The following is a 19,383-nucleotide window of genomic DNA, read 5'->3' on the forward strand; positions in this document are numbered from 1 at the left end:
CTAATTTATTTTTAAAATACTCCTAAAGATAATTTATCTCCTGCCGTTAACTTAATCAGTACGGAGCTGAGCATACATTTGTGACAGCTCTTGGTTAAATTAAAATAGCAACATTACGAAAGTAATCAGGAGTTTTATTATGATTTCAGTAAACACAAATGTATCTTCACTAAACGCTCAGCGTAACCTATCGCAATCAGGTTCTAATTTAGCAACTTCAATGGAACGTTTGTCATCAGGTATGCGTATCAACAGCGCAAAAGATGACGCGGCAGGTATGCAAATTTCAAACCGTTTAACATCGCAAATTAATGGTTTAGGTGTAGCGCAGCGTAATGCTAACGACGGTATTTCAATGGCTCAAACCGCTGAAGGCGCTATGAGTGAGTCAACCAATATACTTCAACGTATGCGTGAACTAGCATTACAATCTGCAAATGGTTCAAACTCTACAGAAGACCGTGAATCACTGCAAAAAGAAGTATCAGCATTACAGTCTGAATTAACCCGTATTTCTGACACTACTTCGTTTGGTGGTCAGCAGTTACTAGATGGCACTTTTGGTTCTAGAGACTTCCAAGTTGGATCAAACGCTAACGAAATAATTAAAGTTAGCTTAAGTAGTACTGCAGCAGACAAAATAGGTTCGAATGTAGCTAGTACTGAACTTGCTGATGCTCGTACAGGTAATGTTGTTATAGGTGGTACGACAATAACAGTAGCCGCTAATGCTGACGGAGATACTGCTGTCGATGCTATAAATGCTGCAACCGCTGTACATGGCGTTACAGCTTCACTAACTTCAGCAGAGGAAACTACTGCAACACTAGGCGCACTTGCTGATGGAGTTACTTTCAAATTAGACGATAAGACGGTGACTGCAGGTGCTGATGTTGATGCAACAGTTACTGCTATTAATGCAGAATTTGGTGATGGGAGTATAATAGCAACCAATGACGCTGGTACGCTTACATTAACTAAAGCTGATGGTACTGATATTAAATTCAGCGATTATGATGATGGCGATAGCACAACTACTGGTGCTACAGCAGCAACGGTTACATTTACTAATGCAAATGGTGTTACAACTTCAGTTACAGAATCTGACGCAACAACACCAACTCCTAGTGCGACGGGAGCTGCAAAAGAAACTATTACATTATCATCTGATACTGACTTTACCGTAACAGACGGTACTGAAACCGCTGTAACAGCTCAAGCGGTATTCACAAGTGTTGAAACAGTTAACTTAGAAACACAAGCTGGATCACAAAGCGCTATTGATATCATAGATGGTGCACTCGCCCAGATTGATGAGCAACGTGCTGACCTTGGTGCTGTACAAAACCGTTTTGGTCACACAATCAGTAACCTTGCTAATATTCAAGAAAATGTATCTGCATCACGTAGCCGTATTCAAGATACTGACTTTGCAACTGAAACAGCAGAGATGACTAAGAATCAAATATTGCAACAAGCTGGTACGTCAATCTTGTCTCAAGCGAACCAGTTGCCACAAGCAGCACTTAGCTTATTAGGTTAATAGTTCATTAGGCATTAGCTTATTAATAGCTAACTAATACCAAAAGTCTGTATTAGTAATTTAAAAAAGGAGATGGCTTTGTTCATCTCCTTTTGTCGTTTAACTTACTAAATTAAGCTAATTTATAAATAGTGTACAATGTTTAAAACTATTTAGGAGGCGTTATGAATACAATTACCTCAGGCGCAGAAGCTTTAGTAACAGCAAGTAACGCAGGGCAAGCTAGCGAAAGTAAAGCAGGGCAAGCCGGTACAATATTAACTACTGGTGCCATTGATGATGTTAAAAAAAGTGCTTCACAAGTACAGCAGTATCAAAGTAATGCAGACACTGCTACGCAGCAGCAACGACCGCTAGAGCGTGAACAGCTTGAAAAAGTGGCGCAACAATTGCAGGACTTTATGGGCGAAATGAACCGGAGCTTACAGTTTAAAGTTGATGAAGATTCAGGTCGCGATGTAATTAAAGTACTCGATAAAACCAGTGGTGAGGTTATTAAGCAGTATCCTTCGGAAGAAGTGTTAAGTTTAGTGTCTAAGTTGTCTGAAACTGCGGGTTTATTAATTGACCAAACGGTATAGCTATATAAGTATATAACTAAATAGCAGCTGCGTTTTTTAAGTTTTTTGTTTTTTATTTAATAGTGTAAAGGGGTATAAACATGGCTATTTCGTTTACTGGCTTAGGTTCAGGCTTACAAGTATCTGAAATTGTAGGTGCATTGGTTAATGCCGAAAAAGCGCCTTTTGAATCACGTTTAAATAGAAAAGAAGCTAACTTAACTACCGATATTTCCGCTGTGGGTGCGCTTAAAGCTGCGCTTGAAAAAGTACAAGAGTCGATGAGTGCATTAGGCGACGTTGATAACTATCAAAAACGTACGACATCGGGTAATGATGATTTTATATCGCTTAGCTCAGATAAAGACGCCCAACCAGGTGGTTACTCGGTAAAAGTAAATAATTTAGCCACTGAGCATAAAATAATGTCGAGTGCGTTTGATGCCACCAACCCTGTTGGTGCCGGCACCATGACGTTAAGCTCGGGCGATAATAGCTTTGATATTGCAGTATCAGACACTGCAACGCTAAGCGAAGTGCGCGATGCAATAAACAACAGTAAAGATAATAAAAGTATAAACGCCACCATAATTACCGATGACACAGGCCAGCGCTTAGTATTTTCGGCTCAAACCAGTGGTGTAGAAAACCAAATTAAAATTGCAGTGGCCGATGACGATGCTAACAACACCGATACCCTAGGCCTTTCGCGTTTAGCATTTGACCCTGCACCTGCAGGAATAAAAAATGTGAGCGAAGTGGTTGCCGCTGTTGATGCGTCAATAACTATTGACGGCACAGTAACAGTAACTAGTAGTACTAACGAATTTAAAAACGTGATTGATGGCGTGACTATTACCGCTAAAAAAGCACAAGGTGTAGACGATGACCTAAGTAAGCTAACCGTTAAAGAAAATAACAATAATATAAAAGCTGGCTTAAATGGGTTTATCGAAAGTTATAACGAGCTGTTAGAGCTAAGTAAGAATTTAGGTAAATCTGGCGAAGATGGTGCTGGCGTAATGGCGGGTGATTCTCTGCTACGTGGTGTTATGTCAAAGTTAAGGCAAGAAATTACCAACAGTGTTGACTTAGGCGATGGTAACTCTTTATCGCTATCGCAGTTGGGTGTTGAAGCCGACAGATACGGTAAGTTAAGCTTAGATAGCGAACGCTTAGACGAGCAAGTAAAAAATGATGTTGATTTAGTACAGCAGTTTTTTATTGACGAAAATAAAGACGAAGGCGGTTTTGCCCAATCGTTTGATGAGCTAATGAACTTTTATACTAAGTCAGATGGCTTAATTCAAAACAGAATAGAGAGTAAAGAAGGTCAGCTTCGTGGGATTGATGACGAACGAGTATCGTTTGCACGTAAAATGCAGTCGTTAGAGTCGCGCCTTTATGCGCAGTACAACAGCATGGATTTATTAGTAGCAGGCTTAAATTCAACCAGTAGTTATCTTCAATCTCAGTTAGATAATATGCCAGGCGTAGTTAGAAAGTCTAAGTAGTTAAGGGTTAGGCTTTAGGGAATATACTAGGCTTTAGGCTAAGGCAAATACTGAGCTTACCAAAGGGCAGTTGTTAGTTATATAAGTGCGGCTTTATTTAATCACAACAATACCGCACTTTTTGCGTTAAACAGATTAAAACAGTGCAAAAAGGCTTTAAGTGATTTACTCACAAAGAGGCTAAGAGGCGCTGCGCTTTAGAGAAGAAAAGGCACTAAATTACTTGTTTAACTCACTTCTCATTCCCCGCGTCCTCCCTCGCTATGCATATTTGATTTAAGTAAATATATTCACAAAGAGGTTAAGAGGGCGCTGCGCTTTAGAGAAGAAAAAAGACACTCAATTATGTGTTTAATTTACTTCTCATTTACTCTCATTGTTTTCTCTTTGTGCAAAATGATCTTTAAATAATTTATTCACAAAAAGATATTAAGAGGCGCTGCGCTTTAGAGAAGAAAAGTGGGCAACACCATCGTTTAATTTACTTCTTATTATGCTAACTGTCTTTTTAAGTGCTTTTGTAAGCGCTGATCGCTTTGTCTGACTTTTTATGCTTTAACAAGGCTTTAAACGAGTCGTCTTTATGGATATTAGCTTGAGTTAAAATAGCATTAATATGCGCTTGTGTTGTTATAAGCTCGTCACTACTTGGCTGCTCAGCGCTTTCGCACCAGCTTTTTAAACACGTATTTAACGCTTCAAGCTGTAAAGCTGCTGCGTCAGCATCGTTGTTATTTACCAGTGTTTCAAGCTCGCAGAGCAATTGTTTAATTTGCTCTGCTGGCTGTTGGTCAGTTATTAAAGGCATAATAAATTAAACTGCAGGAGAGCGTTCGCTAGCAGGAATATTATTCCACCCTTCTTTTATTTCTTTCACTATGCTAGAAACTTCCATAATTGCTGCTGTATCGTTATTTAAGTTAGCTTTAGTTAGTGTACGCTGGCAATAGTCGTATAACGCTAATAAGTTGTCTGAAATTTCTGAGCCTTGCTCAACGTCAAAATTAAGTGCGTCTTGTAATGCGCCAAAAAGTAAAATGCAGGCTGAAATGTTTTCGCCCTTTTTTTCAATTTCTTTGCGTTCAATAAAACCTTTGGTTGCAGCTAAGCGCCCAATAATGTTACTAAAAATTAGGTTTATTTGTTCGTAAGGTGTCATTTCGCTAATGCTGCTTGCACGAACTTGACCGTATTTTTTAATTGATGCATGTGCCATGAGAAGATCCTAAATTTTGATAACTAAAAATATTAATACAATGCCAGCAATTATAATGCCAAGCATTTTATATATACTTACTTATCGGCATTTAAGGCGGCAACTTAAGTAAATATTAGTGAATATTTTTATTATAAAGTGACTTTATATCTCTAATTTAAGTATTAAGCTTTGCGATTAATTTATTATGCGAATGTAGGGGGCCTTTATAACCTTAATACTTAATGGTTAATCCTTAAGTATTGTTGCTTTAATTAAAGTGTCTGTTTTTTGGCGTTTATGTCAAAAAGTCGCCACTAGTGCTTGCATACAATTTCAACTGGCTTACAATTTGATTAACAAAATAAATTAGTGAAATGAATGGCCCGCTAAATATGATCTTAATTTTAGATAATAATAACAATCGCTCGATAGGATTATATGCCTCACTTACTTTTATAGGTGAAGCGGTGCAATTACAAACGGAAGCCGACTTTGAGCAAGCGTGTAGTAAGTATCAAAGTAAAGAATGCATTGTAATTTTAGGTGCATTGCAGGCACTTGATCACGAAAGTTTAATTAAGCGCTACCCTACGTTTCCTTTTTTGCTAATTGGCGAAACACTCAAGCCTTTACTGAGTATTGCTAATGTAGTGGGGCTAATTTGTGAGCCATTTAGCCACGAAATAACCACGCAATTATTACACGACTGTCAACAATATCAGCGCATGTTGCCTATTGAGCACAAACACAGTAAACCACACAATACTTTTGATGGCCTAGTAGGTGAAACATCTGCGGTTAAAGACCTGCGCTTTTTAATTGAGCAAGTAGCCAAAACCGATGCTAATGTGCTTATTTTAGGTGAGTCGGGCACAGGTAAAGAGGTGGTGGCGCGTAACGTACATTTATTGTCTAAACGCCTTAAAGGGCCTTTCGTACCAGTTAACTGTGGTGCGATTCCGGGGGAGTTGCTCGAAAGTGAATTGTTTGGCCATGAAAAAGGCGCATTTACAGGGGCAATTTCTGCTCGTAAAGGGCGTTTTGAACTGGCGCAAGGCGGTACGCTATTTTTAGATGAAATAGGCGATATGCCGCTGCAAATGCAGGTTAAGTTGCTGCGCGTATTGCAAGAGCGCAGTTATGAGCGAGTAGGCGGCACTAAAGCGATTCAGGCTGATGTACGTATTATTGCCGCAACCCATCGCAACCTCGAAACTATGATAGAGCAAGGCACGTTTCGTGAAGATTTATACTACCGATTAAACGTATTCCCTATTGAAAGCCCGTCGCTTACTCAGCGCGCCGATGACATACCGCTGTTATTAAAAGAGTTAATGCGCCGCGTTAATGAGCAAAGCGGCTCAACCGCTAAGTTTACTGAGCGCGCGGTCGAGAGTTTAAAAGAACATAGTTGGCCGGGTAATATTCGCGAGCTTGCAAACTTAGTTGAGCGAATGGTGATAATGTTCCCAGAAAAAGTGGTAGATGTTCCTGATTTACCGGCTAAGTATCGTTATATTGAAGTTGAAGCCTATGAACCGCAGTACCCAGAAGAGTTAATGGAGCGCGATGCTTTTAACGACATATTTAGCACCGACTTTAGCGATTATGACGATGAGCCCGAACACTCTACAGCAGCAGATTCAGGCTTGTTACCCAGCGAAGGGATTGAGCTTAAAGAATACTTAGCCGAGCTAGAAATTAACTTAATTACTCAAGCATTAGAGCGCTTTGATTATGTAGTTGCTCGCGCCGCCGAAATACTCGGAGTACGCCGCACTACTTTGGTCGAAAAAATGAAAAAATATAACTTGTCGAGAGATTAAAAGCTAAGGGTAGCTATCAGGTTTTAGGTGTCAGGGTTCAGGCTTTAGGTAAAAAATAACCAAGCACAGCGTTTAGCTTTTGCTGTAGGCGTTAAGCTTGCTGACGCGCGCACTAATTACAGAGGCTTGATTAAAAGCCTGAAATCAGACTGTTTGCCTAGCCCCTAGCTTTTTAACTTCTTCTTTTCTAAAACAGTTATTACTGTGATCGTTAACCATACCGCAGGCTTGCATATGGGCGTATACGGTTGTTGGCCCTAAAAACTTAAAACCACGCTTTTTTAAATCTTTAGCAAATGCGCTTGAGGTAGGAGTAATTGCTGGTGTGTCATCAGCAGAATTTAAATTACTTACTTGCGGCTTATTGCCAACAAACTGCCATTGATAGTTACTAAAACTGCCAAATTCTTGCTGAATTTTAATAAAGCATTTGGCGTTATTTACAGTAGAAGCAATTTTTAAGCGATTGCGCACAATACCCGCATCAAGCATTAGTCGCTCAATATCTTGCTCGGTAAATGCTGCTACTTTGTGTACATCAAAGTCGGCAAAAGCATTTTTATAACCATTACGCTTTTTTAAAATAGTGTACCAACTCAATCCTGCTTGCGCCGACTCCAGCGTTAAAAATTCAAACAGTTTTTTATCGTCATACACAGGCACTCCCCATTCGTTATCGTGGTATGCAACGTAGTCGGGTTTGCTGGTGTCGAGCCATGAGCAGCGAGATTGCTTGGTCATTATAGTTCCTTAGTTGCGGTGCTTTTATTTGCGCGTCATTTTAATGTCGCGTATTTTTACTGTGTAACTCAATGATATACATGGTAATAAAAGGTGGTATAAATTGTGCATTTAACCCTGTATCTGCATCAATTAGAGATTTGATTATGGCACTTGCTAGTGTGTTAAAACCACAGTTTATTTCTGCAAATCAGTATAACCCATGTTTACTTCAAGAGGAGTATATAGGGGAGTTAAGTGATCTGCGTAAACAGGCTAGTTGGCTTTCGCATTTAGTAGATACTATGCCCGCAGGAGTAATAGTGCTTGATGGTAAAGGCATGATAGCGAAAGCGAATCAAATTGCGATTGATATGCTTGGCGAGCCGCTAGAAGGCGAAAAGTGGTTTAGTGTTATTCAGCGCTCTTTTCGGCCTCAGCAAGATGATGGCCACGAAGTGTCTTTAAAAGACGGGCGCTTAATAAAACTTGATATTACCGCACTTGCCCCAGAGCCTGGGCAACTTATTTTAATGACAGACTTGAGTGAAACCCGCCGCTTACAAAAGCGGGTTGCACATATGCAGCGTTTAAGTGCGCTGGGTAAAATGGTGGCATCTTTGGCGCACCAAGTACGTACGCCGCTGTCGGCGGCTATGCTTTATGCTGCTAATTTAGGTTCAAAACGCTTACCCGAAGCGTCGCGCGATAACTTTCAAACTAAATTAATGTCGCGCTTAAAAGATTTAGAAAACCAAGTAAACGACATGCTGCTATTTGCCAAAAGTGGCGATCAGCATGTGGTTGAGCAGGTGTCTATGCAGCAATTATTAAGCGAAGTAAAAACCGGTGCAGATGCCATGGTAACGCTTAATAACAGTGAGCTTGATGTAAGCTTACCTGAGCCCGACATTGCGATTTTAGGGAATAAAACCGCGCTTGCCAGTGCGATTCAAAACCTGATTCATAACAGTATTCAAATTATAGGCTCTGGGGCACAAGTGCAAGTAAGTGCAATGCGCGATTTGCAAACCCCAGATTTTGTACGCATTAGCGTGAGTGATAATGGCCCAGGTGTTGACCTACAGCAGGTAGATAAACTGTTTGAACCATTTTTTACCACTAGCAGCCAAGGCACAGGCTTAGGGTTGGCGGTTGTTAGCTCTGTTGCTAATGCGCACCAAGGGCGTATTGAGGTGACTAATAATGTACATGGCGGCGCTTGTTTTAATCTGTTATTGCCAATTAGCGCAGCATCTAAATTAGAGGAATCGTTATGAGTAATACTATTTTAGTTGTAGAGGACGACGCAGGGCTTCGCGAAGCATTAATAGATACCCTAGAAATGTCAGGTATTGAATGCGTTGCTGCCGACAGTGCTGAGCAAGCAATGTTACTACTTAAAAAAGAATCCTTTTCGTTAGTGGTGAGCGATGTGCAAATGGGCGCTATGAGCGGCCTAGATTTACTGCGCAGTATTAAATTAAATTACCCCGATTTACCGGTATTAATGATGACCGCCTACGCAACTATTGACGATGCGGTAGAGGCGATGCGCTTAGGCGCGATTGATTATATGGCCAAACCATTTGCACCCGAGGTGCTATTAAATATGGTGAGCCGCTATTTGCCCGAAAAACCCAAAGAAACCGACGGCCCTATTGTTGCCGATCCAACGAGTATTCAATTGTTGGAGCTTGCAAGCAGGGTAGCTAAATCAGACGCCAGTGTTATGGTGCTGGGACCAAGTGGCTCGGGTAAAGAAGTATTAGCGCGGTTTATTCATGATAAATCAGCGCGTGCAGCAAAGCCTTTTGTGGCTATTAACTGTGCAGCTATTCCTGAAAACATGCTAGAAGCAACATTATTTGGCTACGAAAAAGGCGCGTTTACTGGCGCGATTCAGGCATGCCCAGGTAAGTTTGAGCAAGCACAGGGCGGTACAATTTTACTTGATGAAATTACCGAAATGGATTTAGGCTTACAAGTTAAACTACTGCGTGTATTACAAGAGCGCGAAGTTGAACGCTTAGGGAGTCGTAAAACCATTACGCTGGATGTACGCATACTCGCAACCAGTAATCGCGATTTAAAACAAGCGGTTGCAAATAATCAGTTTAGGGAAGATTTATATTATCGCCTTAACGTTTTTCCGCTTATGTGGCGGCCATTATGCGAGCGCCCTGGCGATATTATTGTGTTGGCAAAGCATTTAATTGAACGCCATTTAATAAAAGCTAAGCAGCCGCTGGCTATTTTAGATAAGCAAGCTGAGCAAAAGCTCCTTAGCCATACATGGCCAGGTAATGTGCGTGAGCTTGATAACGTAATTCAGCGTGCGCTTATACTGCGCAGTGGCAACAGCATAAGTGAGCAAGCTATTTTTATTGAAAATTTAGCCCCAAGTAACTTTGTAGTAGAGCCAGCAATTAGTGAAAGTGCGTTAACTAGTGCCTATTACGATAGTAAAACAACAGCCGTTATTAATGACGAAAAGTCGGGTGATGAAAAGCTTGATGATCAAACACCGAATGAGCAAAAATCAGATTTACTCGCTCAAGATACAGGCAGTTATAAAGATGAGCTTAAAGATAAAGAGCATCGAATTATTTTAGAAACACTTGCGCGTTGCCAAGGCAAGCGTAAAGACGTAGCTGAAACTTTGGGTATTAGCCCGCGAACTTTACGTTATAAACTAGCGCAAATGCGCGACTTAGGTATTTCACTTCCTGCATAACCTTCAAAAAAGCCCTAAATTCAACACCTTGAATTTAGGGCTGTCAAAACTCTGACTAAGTAAAAACCAACTGTAACACCATGTATTTAAAGCTTTATTTATGTGGCACGTTTTGTGCTTTATTAACCTTAAGAGTTAACTGCATTGTTAGAGACAAATAATGAAAATTCAAAATAGCGCTGTATTTCAAGAAATGCAATCAATGGCCTTAGAAGCGGGCCGTAATAATCAAATTAATAAATTGCCTACGCAAGTTCAGTCTACGTCATCAGCACAATTTGGCGATATGCTTAGCAATGCGCTCAATACTGTGCATGAGTTACAGCAAGACACAGGTCAAAAAGTAAAAGCGGTTGAAATGGGCGACAGAAGCGTATCGCTTGCTGAGGCAATGATTGCTTCGCAAAAGTCTTCTGTTGCATTTGAAGCGACCGTACAAGTGCGTAATAAACTTGTTGAAGCTTACAAAGAAATCATGAATATGCCTGTTTAATCAGGTAGTGGAGAATAATTGTGGCGCAATCTAATCAATCTACAGATCTTGCACTTGCTAGTGGCGGTATTGAGCAAAGCGATAGTGACGATCAACAAGAACAAAAGTCGGGCTATTTAAGTGCGTTAAGCGGTGTTGATGTATTGCGTCAAGTTACCCTTATTATTGCACTGGCGATTTGTTTGGCAATTGCCATTTTTGTGATTATTTGGGCACGTCAGCCAGATATGCGCCCATTAGGTAAAATGCCCACCGAAGAGCTAATTCAAACGCTTGATTTTTTAGATGCGCAAAAAATAGATTATCAACTAGATGGCAATGTAGTGTCGGTTGATGAAAGCGAATACCAAAATATAAAATTACTAATGACTCGCGAAGGCTTGGATCAAGGTCCTACTTCTGGTTCAGACATAATAATGCAAGACATGGGCTTTGGTGTAAGCCAGCGCTTAGAGCGCGAGCGCCTAAAGCATGGCCGAGAGCAACAACTTGCCCGCACTATAGAAGAGCTAAATAACATCACTCGCGCCAAGGTGCTGTTAGCTATTCCAAAAGAAAACGTATTTGCCCGCAGAGAGAAAAAACCATCAGCAACGGTCGTACTTACGCTTAAACGCGGACGCTCGCTTAACAGCGAAGAAGTAGACTCTGTGGTGGATATGATAGCCTCAGCAGTGCAAGGATTAGAGCCTGCACGTGTAACGGTTACCGATCAAAATGGCCGTTTATTAAATTCGGGCTCACAAAGCTCACTTTCTGCGCGTTCTCGTAAAGAGTACGACCTAGAGCGTAAGCGCGAGCAAGAATACCTAGAAAAAATTGATAGCATTTTAATCCCTATTGTTGGTTTGAGTAATTACACTGCGCAAGTTGATTTGAGTATGGACTTTAGCTCATTAGAAGAAACGCAAAAACGTTATAACCCAGACCTACCAGCGGTAAGAAGCGAAACCACGTTTGAGGAAAACAACATAGGCGGCTTAGCTGTGGGTATTCCTGGCGCGTTAAGTAATCAGCCTCCGGTAAATTCAGATATTCCAGAAGTAGCAGGCCAAGGCGGCGCAGGAAGTGCTACTTCACCGAGTCGTACGCATAAAGAAGCCACGCGTAACTATGAGCTCGATACTACTATTTCGCATAAGCGCCAACAAAGCGGCACGATTCGCAGAATTAGTGTATCGGTAGCGGTTGATTATTTGCCAACAGTGGGCGAAAACGGTGAAACCACCATGACCCCGCGCTCGGTTGAGGCACTGTCAAATATTCGACGTTTATTACAAGGTGGTGTTGGCTTTGATATACAGCGCGGCGATGCCCTAGAAGTAGTAACAGTTCCCTTTGTACGAGAAGCCGTAGATATGAGTTTTGAAGTACCTTTATGGGAACAAGACTGGTTTATGAAAATAGTACGCTTAGTACTGGCTGCATTGGTTATTATTGTGTTGATTATGGCTGTAGTTAAACCTATGCTAAAACGCTTAATTTACCCAGACAGCACGCTTGATGAGTACGATGAAGATGCACTTAGCTCAGGGGTTGATATTGGCGATAATAGCTTAGATATGCTAAATAAAGACTTTGATTCTGCTTCAGTTGGCTTCTCAAGCGATGGTACACTGCAGCTACCCGATTTACATGGTGACGAAGACTTACTTAAAGCCGTACGTGCCCTTGTAGCTAATGAACCAGAACTATCATCACAAGTAGTGAAAGCGTGGTTAACCGAAGATGACTGATCAAAACCAAAAACAACTCCCAGCAGCTTTCGATGTTGATAAGCTAGATGGCGTAGATAAAGCGGCCATACTGCTATTAAGTTTATCTGAAGAAGATGCAGCGCAAATACTCAAACACTTAGAGCCCAAACAGGTACAAAAAGTGGGTATGGCGATGGCCGGTTTGCAGGATCTATCGCAAGCTAAAATAAGCGCAGTACATAATTTATTTATAGAGCAAATTCAAAGCTTTAGTACAATTGGTTTTCAATCAGAAGACTTTATTAAAAAAGCACTTACCGCTGCATTAGGTGAAGATAAAGCCGCCAGCTTAATTGACCAAATAGTAATGGGATCGGGCGCTAAAGGGCTAGATTCGTTAAAGTGGATGGACTCGAAGCAAGTAGCTAACATTATTCGTAATGAGCATCCGCAAATTCAAACCATTGTATTATCTTATTTAGAGCCTGAGCAATCTGCCGAAATACTGGCGCAGTTTCCTGATAAAGTGCGCCTGGATTTAACCATGCGTATTGCTAACCTTGAAGAAGTGCAGCCAGCTGCCTTGCAAGAGCTTAACGAAATTATGGAAAAACAGTTTGCTGGCCAAGCGGGTGCGCAAGCTGCGAAAATGGGCGGCTTAAAAGCGGCTGCCGATATTATGAACTACCTAGATACCAACGTAGAAGGGCAGTTAATGGACTCTATTCGTGAGCATGACGAAGAAATGTCGCAACAAATTCAAGATCTTATGTTTGTGTTTGAAAACTTAATGGACGTAGACGACCGTGGTATTCAAGCAATTTTACGCGAAGTACAACAAGACGTACTAATGAAAGCGATTAAAGGCACAGACGATGCGCTTAAAGAAAAAATACTCGGTAATATGTCTAAACGTGCTGCCGAAATGCTTGCCGATGACTTAGAGGCAATGGCACCGGTGCGTATTAGTGAAGTAGAAGCAGCGCAAAAAGAAATACTCTCTACGGCGCGTCGATTGTCTGACTCGGGCGAAATACAGCTTGGCGGCGGCGGCGGCGAGGAGTTTTTATAAACCATGACTAAATCGTCAATGCACAAAGGGCGTCCACTGCACGCCGATGAAGCCGATGAACTATTAAAGCACTGGGATGTTCCTGATGTAGCACCCGATGAAAAAAGCTTTGGTAATCGCTCTACTGCCTTTGGTACACCGCTTGCTGAGTTGTATCGAAAAGAAATGGCTGAAGAGTCGCTAATTGAAGAGCCGCAAGAACCTGAGTTACCTGCGCTTACTATGGCCGAACTTGAGCGCATTAGACAAGATGCGTTTGAAGAAGGTGTAAAACAAGGGCACGAGCAAGGTTACATAGACGGTTTTGATAAAGGCGTTACCGAAGGTAAAGAAGCTGGCTACAAAGAAGGCCTAGAGCTGGGAAAAACCCAAGGCCAAGAAGATGTAAAACCACTAATAGAAGAGCAGTTAACTGGCCTACGTAGTGTTTTAGAGGGGTTAACCGCGCCGCTAAGTAAAGTAGATGAGCAAGCTGAAAAGCAATTAGTGCAATTAGCCGTTATGCTTGCAGAGGCTATTATTTATCAAGAAGTAAAAACCTCTCCTGATGTTATTTTACACACCCTTAAACACAGTATTGATGCGCTTAATACCGAGCAAGAAAAAGTACGCATTCATCTACACCCCGAAGATTTAGAGCTAATAAAGCAAAGTTATGGCGAGCAAACAGTGACAGATAATAACTGGCAGTTGATTGCAGAGCCAACGTTAGAGCGAGGCGGCTGCGAAGTTAAAACGGCGCAATCATCGCTTGATATGACACTTAAAACGCGTGTCAAAGAAACATTGGATAGTTTTTTGCATAGCAGTAGTATCTAACTATTTTATTGGTCTGTTATGTCTGCTTTAGATGTTTCATTAAGCGAACGCTTATCTCAATACAAACAGCATATTAAACCGCCAACACTTGCTGTAGCGGGTATTTTAACGCGAGTAGTTGGCCTTACCCTTGAGGCCAAAGGCTTACGTGCGCCTGTAGGTAGCCAATGTAAAATAGAAACCATGAACGGCTTTGTTGATGCCGAAATAGTTGGTTTTAACGACCAAACTTTATATTTAATGCCAAACGATCATATATCGGGGGTGCTCCCTGGTGCTCGGGTGATCCCCCAACTTAACGACACTGGTTTACCTGTAGGCATGAGTTTGCTGGGCCGCGTAGTTGATGGCTTAGGTCGTCCTCTTGATGGTTTAGGTAAAATTAATGCTGAGCACTATCTTAAGTTTGCCCAAAAACCGATAAACCCTCTTTCAAGACGACCCATAAGCCAGCCTATGGATGTAGGTGTGCGTGCTATAAATTCAGTAATAACAGTAGGACAAGGCCAGCGAATGGGCTTGTTTGCAGGCTCGGGTGTAGGTAAGTCGGTACTGCTTGGTATGATGACTCGTGGTAGTGAAGCCGATGTTATTGTGGTGGGACTGGTGGGTGAACGTGGCCGTGAAGTAAAAGAATTTATTGAAGAAATACTTGGTGTTGAGGGGCGTAAACGCTCAGTGGTTGTAGCAGCACCGGCAGATTCTTCACCATTAATGCGTTTAAAAGGCTGCGAAAGTGCGGTGACTATTGCAGAGTACTTTCGCGATCAGGGATTAAACGTTTTGTTATTGCTCGATTCGGTAACGCGCTATGCCATGGCGCAGCGTGAAATAGCACTTGCAGTAGGCGAGCCACCGGCGACTAAAGGCTACCCGCCTTCGGTGTTTGCAAAACTGCCAGCGCTGGTGGAACGTGCCGGTAACGGCGGAGAAGGGCAAGGCTCTATTACTGCCTTTTTTACCGTACTAAGTGAAGGCGATGATATGCAAGACCCCATTGCCGATGCGGCGCGCGCCATACTCGACGGCCATATTGTACTTTCGCGGGAGCTGGCCGACAGCGGTCATTACCCGGCAATTGATATAGAAAAATCGATTTCGCGAGTGATGCCACAAGTGGTATCTGAGACGCACATGCAACAAGCGCGAGTGCTTAAGCAGGTATATTCTATGTACCAGCAAAATAAAGACATGATCACCTTAGGTGCGTATCAAAAAGGGACAGATCAAATGCTTGATCAAGCCATAAATATGATGCCAAGAGTAAATGCCTTTTTACAGCAAGGCATGCGCGATGTAATTAGTTACGACGACGGCCTGCAAGGGCTAGCGCAGTTATTAGGGCAAGCATAATGGCTAAAAACAAACTGCATTTATTACTAAAAATTGAAAACGATAAAGAAGAAACGCTGCGGATGAGCTATTTGCAGGCGAATCAAAATTTGCAGGCAAACCAGCAAAAACTCCAAGGTTTAAATAACTTTAGATTGGAATACACCCAGCAATTACACATTAAAGGGCAGTCGGGCTTATCAAGTGCTGGGTTTAGTCAGTTTCATGCATTTATTGCTAAAATAGAAGAAGCAATTCGCCAACAAGCCAATACCGTTAACACTGCAAAACAAGTGGTTAGCCAGCGTAAAACCCTGTGGTTAAAGCAGCAAATTAAGGCTAAAGCAGTCGCTAAACTCATCGAAAAACAACAGTTAAAGGCCGATGTGCTAGTGGCAAAAAATGAGCAAAAAATGTTGGATGAATTTTCGGCTAATCAATTTTTTCAACGACACAACAATCGACTTTAGTAACAATCGACTTTAGTAAGTAGCGAGTACTTTAACCGCTTTAACAAAAGCTTGTACCTTATAAACAAAGGCACGTTAATTGCTTTGTTGTTAAGTGAACTATAATTTTAGGCATTATTGGGTGGTTTGTTGCCGCTTTATATTAGGTGATTTATGACGATTAATGATATTTCAATGTTAGCGGTATCTGAGCAAGACGCTTACTCTAAAAAACAAACGAGTAACTCAAGACGTAATGATGACTCTGATACTGGTTTTTTTAATCAGTTAGAAGATGCCAATAAAGCGGCTTACAATAATAACAGCAAAGCTAAAGCAGGCGCTAGCAATGCTAAGGCTGAGCAGCCTGAAACACAAGACGATGCTGTTTCGGGCGATAGTATGTTGGCGCAAATAAATGCTGCGCACACTATAGACACCTCAGTTAAAAAGAACGCTGATGCTAAAGCCGAGGCTTTAGATGAAGACGCTAAGCAATTAAAAGGGAAGCCTGATGATCAGCTTGCCCCTATTGTAATTGCACCGCAAAAAGGTGTGCTTAGCGATGTTGCAGCAAGCGCTGAGGCGGCAAACGAAAAGCTAATGCCCTTATCTCAAAGTATGGCCACTGCAAATAATAAAGGCGATGCAACAGCGCAAAAACAATCTGTAGATGCCGCAGTAATGAACTTGCTAAGCAAAGATAGCGAGGCAATTAAAGCAGATCCGTTACTTGCTAAACTAACACCCGAGCAGCATGAGCAATTAACTACGCAGCTGCAGGCAAGTAGCAAACCCAATGGCAACGACAACCTAGCAACGTTAAAGCAAATGCTTACTCAATATGTTGTTGAAAGTGATAAAGCAAGCGCGGCAGACACGGCTAAACAGGCCTTAAATTCTCAAATAAATGCTTTGACCACACCAGAAAAACAAGCGCTACTGAGCCAGTTAAATAGCTATATTAAAAATGAGCAGCCCCAAGGTGAGCAACTAGCAAGTATTAAGCAAACAATTGCAGATTTAAGCGCATCGATTGATAAAAAAGCATTAAACGCACTTAGCGATAAAGAACTCACTAAATCGTTAGAGTCATTGCAAAAAAATAACACTGAACAGTTATCACCCCGAGCAGCACAATTATTGACGCAAATTACCAGTACGGTAAATGGTTTAGGCCTATACGATAGTGTAGGGTATGAGCAAACTATAATTGATATGCAAGCGTTGCAGGCTGGGCAATTACAAAGCACAGCGCAAGTTAAACAAGCAAGCTTGGACCCAGGCGTTATGCAAGCGCTTAATATTATAAAAAGTGACGCGGCAAAAATGTTGCAAGAGCGAGTGAGCTCTATGCTTAGCATAAATAATAAAGTAGCAGAAATTCGTCTCGACCCACCAGAAATGGGCAGTATGCAAATTCGCATCAGAAGCGATGCAGAGCAAGCACAAATAAACTTTGTAGTACAAAACCAGCAAGCTAAAGAAGCGCTTGAACAATCGCTTCCGCGCTTACGCGAAATGCTTGCCCAACAAGGCATAGATTTAGGCGAAAGTACTATTTCTTATGGTGAGCCTGGAGGGCAAGGAGCAGAGCAAAATGATGACAACGATAGTCGTCGTTTAGCTAATAATGAATTGACTACTGATGAAAACGATGAGCAAATTAATACACAAATGCCAAGTTCTCGACAACAAACGTCATCATCAATAGATTACTATGCCTAAGTACTGCTATTATAATAGCTAAAACAAGCAAGTACCTTTGCTAATAAAGGAAATATCATGGCTGAAGAGACTAATTTAGAAATAGAAGAAACAGGTAACAGCAAAAAGAAAATCATAGTAATTATTGCAGCTGTATTGCTTGTTATTGTTGCAGCTGTTGTTGGTTATTTTTTGCTTTCGGGCTCAGACACGCCAGCGGAAACGTTAAATGATGAAGCCGCTACAGCACAGCAAGCAAGCTCTTCTACAGGTTCATCGGCCAAAATAGGCAGCGCACTTTATGTTGCAATGCCAAGACCTTTTGTATTTAACATACCGGGCTCTAGTCGCGATAGAATTGTGCAAATTAAAGTGGAATTATTAGTGCGCGGCGAAGCAAACGAAGAAACCGCTAAAAAGCATATTCCACTAATAGAAAGTACATTATTAAGTATATTTTCTATGACCACGGCTGACGAACTAAGCACCAGTGTAGGTAAAGAAAACTTACGCTTTGCAGCACTAGAAAAAGTACAAGCTAGCTTAATGGACGTTGAAGGCAGTAAAGTAATTGAGCGGGTATTATTTACCGGCTTTGTGATGCAATAAGGGGCTAGCGTGAGCGATTTATTATCCCAAGACGAAATTGATGCGTTATTGCATGGTGTTGATGACGTTGACGAGGAAGATATACCCGAAGGTGAAGACGGTGAAGGCAATACGCTTCAGTATGACTTTTCTTCGCAAGATCGGATCGTACGTGGGCGAATGCCGACGCTGGAAATTGTTAACGAACGCTTTGCTCGTCATATGCGAATTAGCCTATTTAACATGATGCGCCGCACCGCTGAGGTGTCTATAAATGGCGTACAAATGATTAAGTTTGGCGAGTATGTGCATACTTTGTTTGTGCCAACTAGTTTAAATATGGTGCGTTTTAGACCCTTAAAAGGCACCGGCCTTATTACCATGGAAGCACGCTTAGTGTTTATTTTGGTTGATAACTTTTTTGGTGGTGATGGCCGCTACCATGCAAAAATTGAAGGGCGAGAATTTACCCCTACAGAGCGACGCATTGTGCAAATGCTACTAAAAATAATCTTTGAAGATTATAAAGAAGCATGGGCACCGGTAATGGATGTATCGTTTGAATACCTAGATTCTGAAGTAAACCCTGCTATGGCTAACATTGTAAGCCCAACCGAAGTGGTGGTTATTAGCTCTTTTCATATTGAATTGGATGGCGGCGGAGGGGACTTTCATATTGCTCTACCTTATTCTATGCTGGAGCCAATTAGAGAGCTGCTTGACGCGGGTGTGCAATCGGATACCGAAGACACCGATTTACGTTGGAGTAAGGCACTACGCGATGAAATAATGGATGTAGAGGTTGAGTTATCTACTCAGTTATTGGAAGTGGATTTAACGCTAAAACAAATAATGGAACTTAAAGCGGGTGATATTATTCCGGTAGAAATGCCTGAGCATATAACTGTATTTGTTGAAGAGTTACCGACATTTAGAGCTAAAATGGGCCGCTCACGCGATAGTGTTGCGCTGCAAATTAGTGAAAAAATTAAACGACCTGATTCAGTTAAATCTGAGCTGCATGTATTTACCAAAGGCGGCAAGAAAATTGATTCAGATGCAGAATTAGCAGAACTAGAAGATGATTTACACCTCTCTGACGGTGTAGACTTAGACTGGTAATTGATT

18 protein-coding genes are annotated in these 19,383 nt (G+C 41.6%); 15 read left to right on the forward strand and 3 right to left on the reverse strand.

Going from position 1 to position 19,383, the window contains the following annotated elements; all coding sequences use genetic code 11:
- Nucleotides 1–136: 136 nt before the first annotated feature.
- The 3 genes from RB215_RS03995 to fliD all read left to right on the forward strand — a co-directional run bounded on the left by RB215_RS03995 (nt 137) and on the right by fliD (nt 3,617).
- Entirely contained in the window at nt 137–1,543 is a 1,407-nt protein-coding gene (locus tag RB215_RS03995) for a flagellin (protein WP_375144257.1), read from the forward strand.
- A gap of 164 nt (nt 1,544–1,707) precedes the next feature.
- Nucleotides 1,708–2,124 carry a flagellar protein FlaG gene (locus RB215_RS04000; protein WP_309216918.1) on the forward strand — a complete coding sequence of 139 codons (417 nt, stop codon included), beginning with the start codon at nt 1,708–1,710 and terminating at the stop codon, nt 2,122–2,124.
- Between the two features lie 80 nt (nt 2,125–2,204).
- Nucleotides 2,205–3,617, forward strand: coding sequence for a flagellar filament capping protein FliD (gene fliD, locus RB215_RS04005; RefSeq protein ID WP_309216919.1), 1,413 nt, complete (start codon nt 2,205–2,207; stop codon nt 3,615–3,617).
- Nucleotides 3,618–4,125: 508 nt separating this feature from the next.
- On the opposite strand, the gene RB215_RS04010 is transcribed toward fliD, so the two are convergent.
- Both RB215_RS04010 and fliS read right to left on the reverse strand, forming a co-directional pair.
- On the reverse strand, nt 4,126–4,425 hold the full coding sequence (locus RB215_RS04010) for a hypothetical protein (protein ID WP_011327478.1): 300 nt from the start codon (nt 4,423–4,425) through the stop codon (nt 4,126–4,128).
- A gap of 6 nt (nt 4,426–4,431) precedes the next feature.
- Entirely contained in the window at nt 4,432–4,833 is a 402-nt protein-coding gene (gene fliS, locus RB215_RS04015; RefSeq protein WP_309216920.1) for a flagellar export chaperone FliS, read from the reverse strand.
- A 374-nt stretch (nt 4,834–5,207) separates the two neighbouring features.
- On the opposite strand from fliS, the gene RB215_RS04020 reads away from it, so the two are divergent.
- Nucleotides 5,208–6,641, forward strand: a complete 1,434-nt coding sequence (locus RB215_RS04020) for a sigma-54 dependent transcriptional regulator (protein ID WP_179807102.1) — start codon at nt 5,208–5,210, stop codon at nt 6,639–6,641.
- A gap of 144 nt (nt 6,642–6,785) precedes the next feature.
- Here RB215_RS04020 and RB215_RS04025 read toward each other — a convergent pair whose 3' ends face one another.
- The gene (locus tag RB215_RS04025) at nt 6,786–7,382 is read right to left on the reverse strand and encodes a DNA-3-methyladenine glycosylase I (RefSeq protein ID WP_309216921.1); all 597 of its coding nucleotides are present in this window, start codon (nt 7,380–7,382) and stop codon (nt 6,786–6,788) included.
- 146 nt (nt 7,383–7,528) lie between these two features.
- On the opposite strand from RB215_RS04025, the gene RB215_RS04030 reads away from it, so the two are divergent.
- The 11 genes from RB215_RS04030 to fliM all read left to right on the forward strand — a co-directional run bounded on the left by RB215_RS04030 (nt 7,529) and on the right by fliM (nt 19,377).
- Nucleotides 7,529–8,641, forward strand: a complete 1,113-nt coding sequence (locus RB215_RS04030; protein WP_192531795.1) for a PAS domain-containing sensor histidine kinase — start codon at nt 7,529–7,531, stop codon at nt 8,639–8,641.
- The gene (locus RB215_RS04035; RefSeq protein WP_309216922.1) at nt 8,638–10,098 is read left to right on the forward strand and encodes a sigma-54 dependent transcriptional regulator; all 1,461 of its coding nucleotides are present in this window, start codon (nt 8,638–8,640) and stop codon (nt 10,096–10,098) included. Before RB215_RS04030 ends, RB215_RS04035 begins: the two co-directional genes overlap by 4 nt.
- Before the next feature lie 160 nt (nt 10,099–10,258).
- Nucleotides 10,259–10,591 (forward strand): flagellar hook-basal body complex protein FliE, encoded by a 333-nt coding sequence (gene fliE / locus RB215_RS04040; RefSeq protein ID WP_041454357.1) that lies wholly within the window; start codon nt 10,259–10,261, stop codon nt 10,589–10,591.
- 20 nt (nt 10,592–10,611) lie between these two features.
- Nucleotides 10,612–12,327, forward strand: coding sequence for a flagellar basal-body MS-ring/collar protein FliF (gene fliF / locus RB215_RS04045; RefSeq protein WP_182676773.1), 1,716 nt, complete (start codon nt 10,612–10,614; stop codon nt 12,325–12,327).
- On the forward strand, nt 12,320–13,360 hold the full coding sequence (gene fliG, locus RB215_RS04050) for a flagellar motor switch protein FliG (RefSeq protein WP_011327486.1): 1,041 nt from the start codon (nt 12,320–12,322) through the stop codon (nt 13,358–13,360). The genes fliF and fliG overlap by 8 nt, the downstream gene beginning before the upstream one ends.
- Nucleotides 13,361–13,363: 3 nt before the next feature.
- Nucleotides 13,364–14,179, forward strand: a complete 816-nt coding sequence (gene fliH / locus RB215_RS04055) for a flagellar assembly protein FliH (RefSeq protein ID WP_309216923.1) — start codon at nt 13,364–13,366, stop codon at nt 14,177–14,179.
- An 18-nt stretch (nt 14,180–14,197) separates the two neighbouring features.
- Entirely contained in the window at nt 14,198–15,532 is a 1,335-nt protein-coding gene (fliI, locus tag RB215_RS04060; RefSeq protein ID WP_011327488.1) for a flagellar protein export ATPase FliI, read from the forward strand.
- On the forward strand, nt 15,532–15,981 hold the full coding sequence (fliJ, locus tag RB215_RS04065) for a flagellar export protein FliJ (RefSeq protein WP_041454359.1): 450 nt from the start codon (nt 15,532–15,534) through the stop codon (nt 15,979–15,981). The genes fliI and fliJ overlap by 1 nt, the downstream gene beginning before the upstream one ends.
- A gap of 153 nt (nt 15,982–16,134) precedes the next feature.
- On the forward strand, nt 16,135–17,688 hold the full coding sequence (locus RB215_RS04070; protein WP_309216924.1) for a flagellar hook-length control protein FliK: 1,554 nt from the start codon (nt 16,135–16,137) through the stop codon (nt 17,686–17,688).
- Between the two features lie 57 nt (nt 17,689–17,745).
- Nucleotides 17,746–18,276 carry a flagellar basal body-associated protein FliL gene (gene fliL / locus RB215_RS04075; RefSeq protein WP_089367876.1) on the forward strand — a complete coding sequence of 177 codons (531 nt, stop codon included), beginning with the start codon at nt 17,746–17,748 and terminating at the stop codon, nt 18,274–18,276.
- Nucleotides 18,277–18,285: 9 nt separating this feature from the next.
- Nucleotides 18,286–19,377, forward strand: coding sequence for a flagellar motor switch protein FliM (gene fliM / locus RB215_RS04080; protein ID WP_011327492.1), 1,092 nt, complete (start codon nt 18,286–18,288; stop codon nt 19,375–19,377).
- Nucleotides 19,378–19,383: the final 6 nt, after the last annotated feature.

Source organism: Pseudoalteromonas sp. HL-AS2, assembly GCF_031198805.1.
GTDB classification, from domain to species: Bacteria; Pseudomonadota; Gammaproteobacteria; order Enterobacterales; family Alteromonadaceae; genus Pseudoalteromonas; species Pseudoalteromonas nigrifaciens.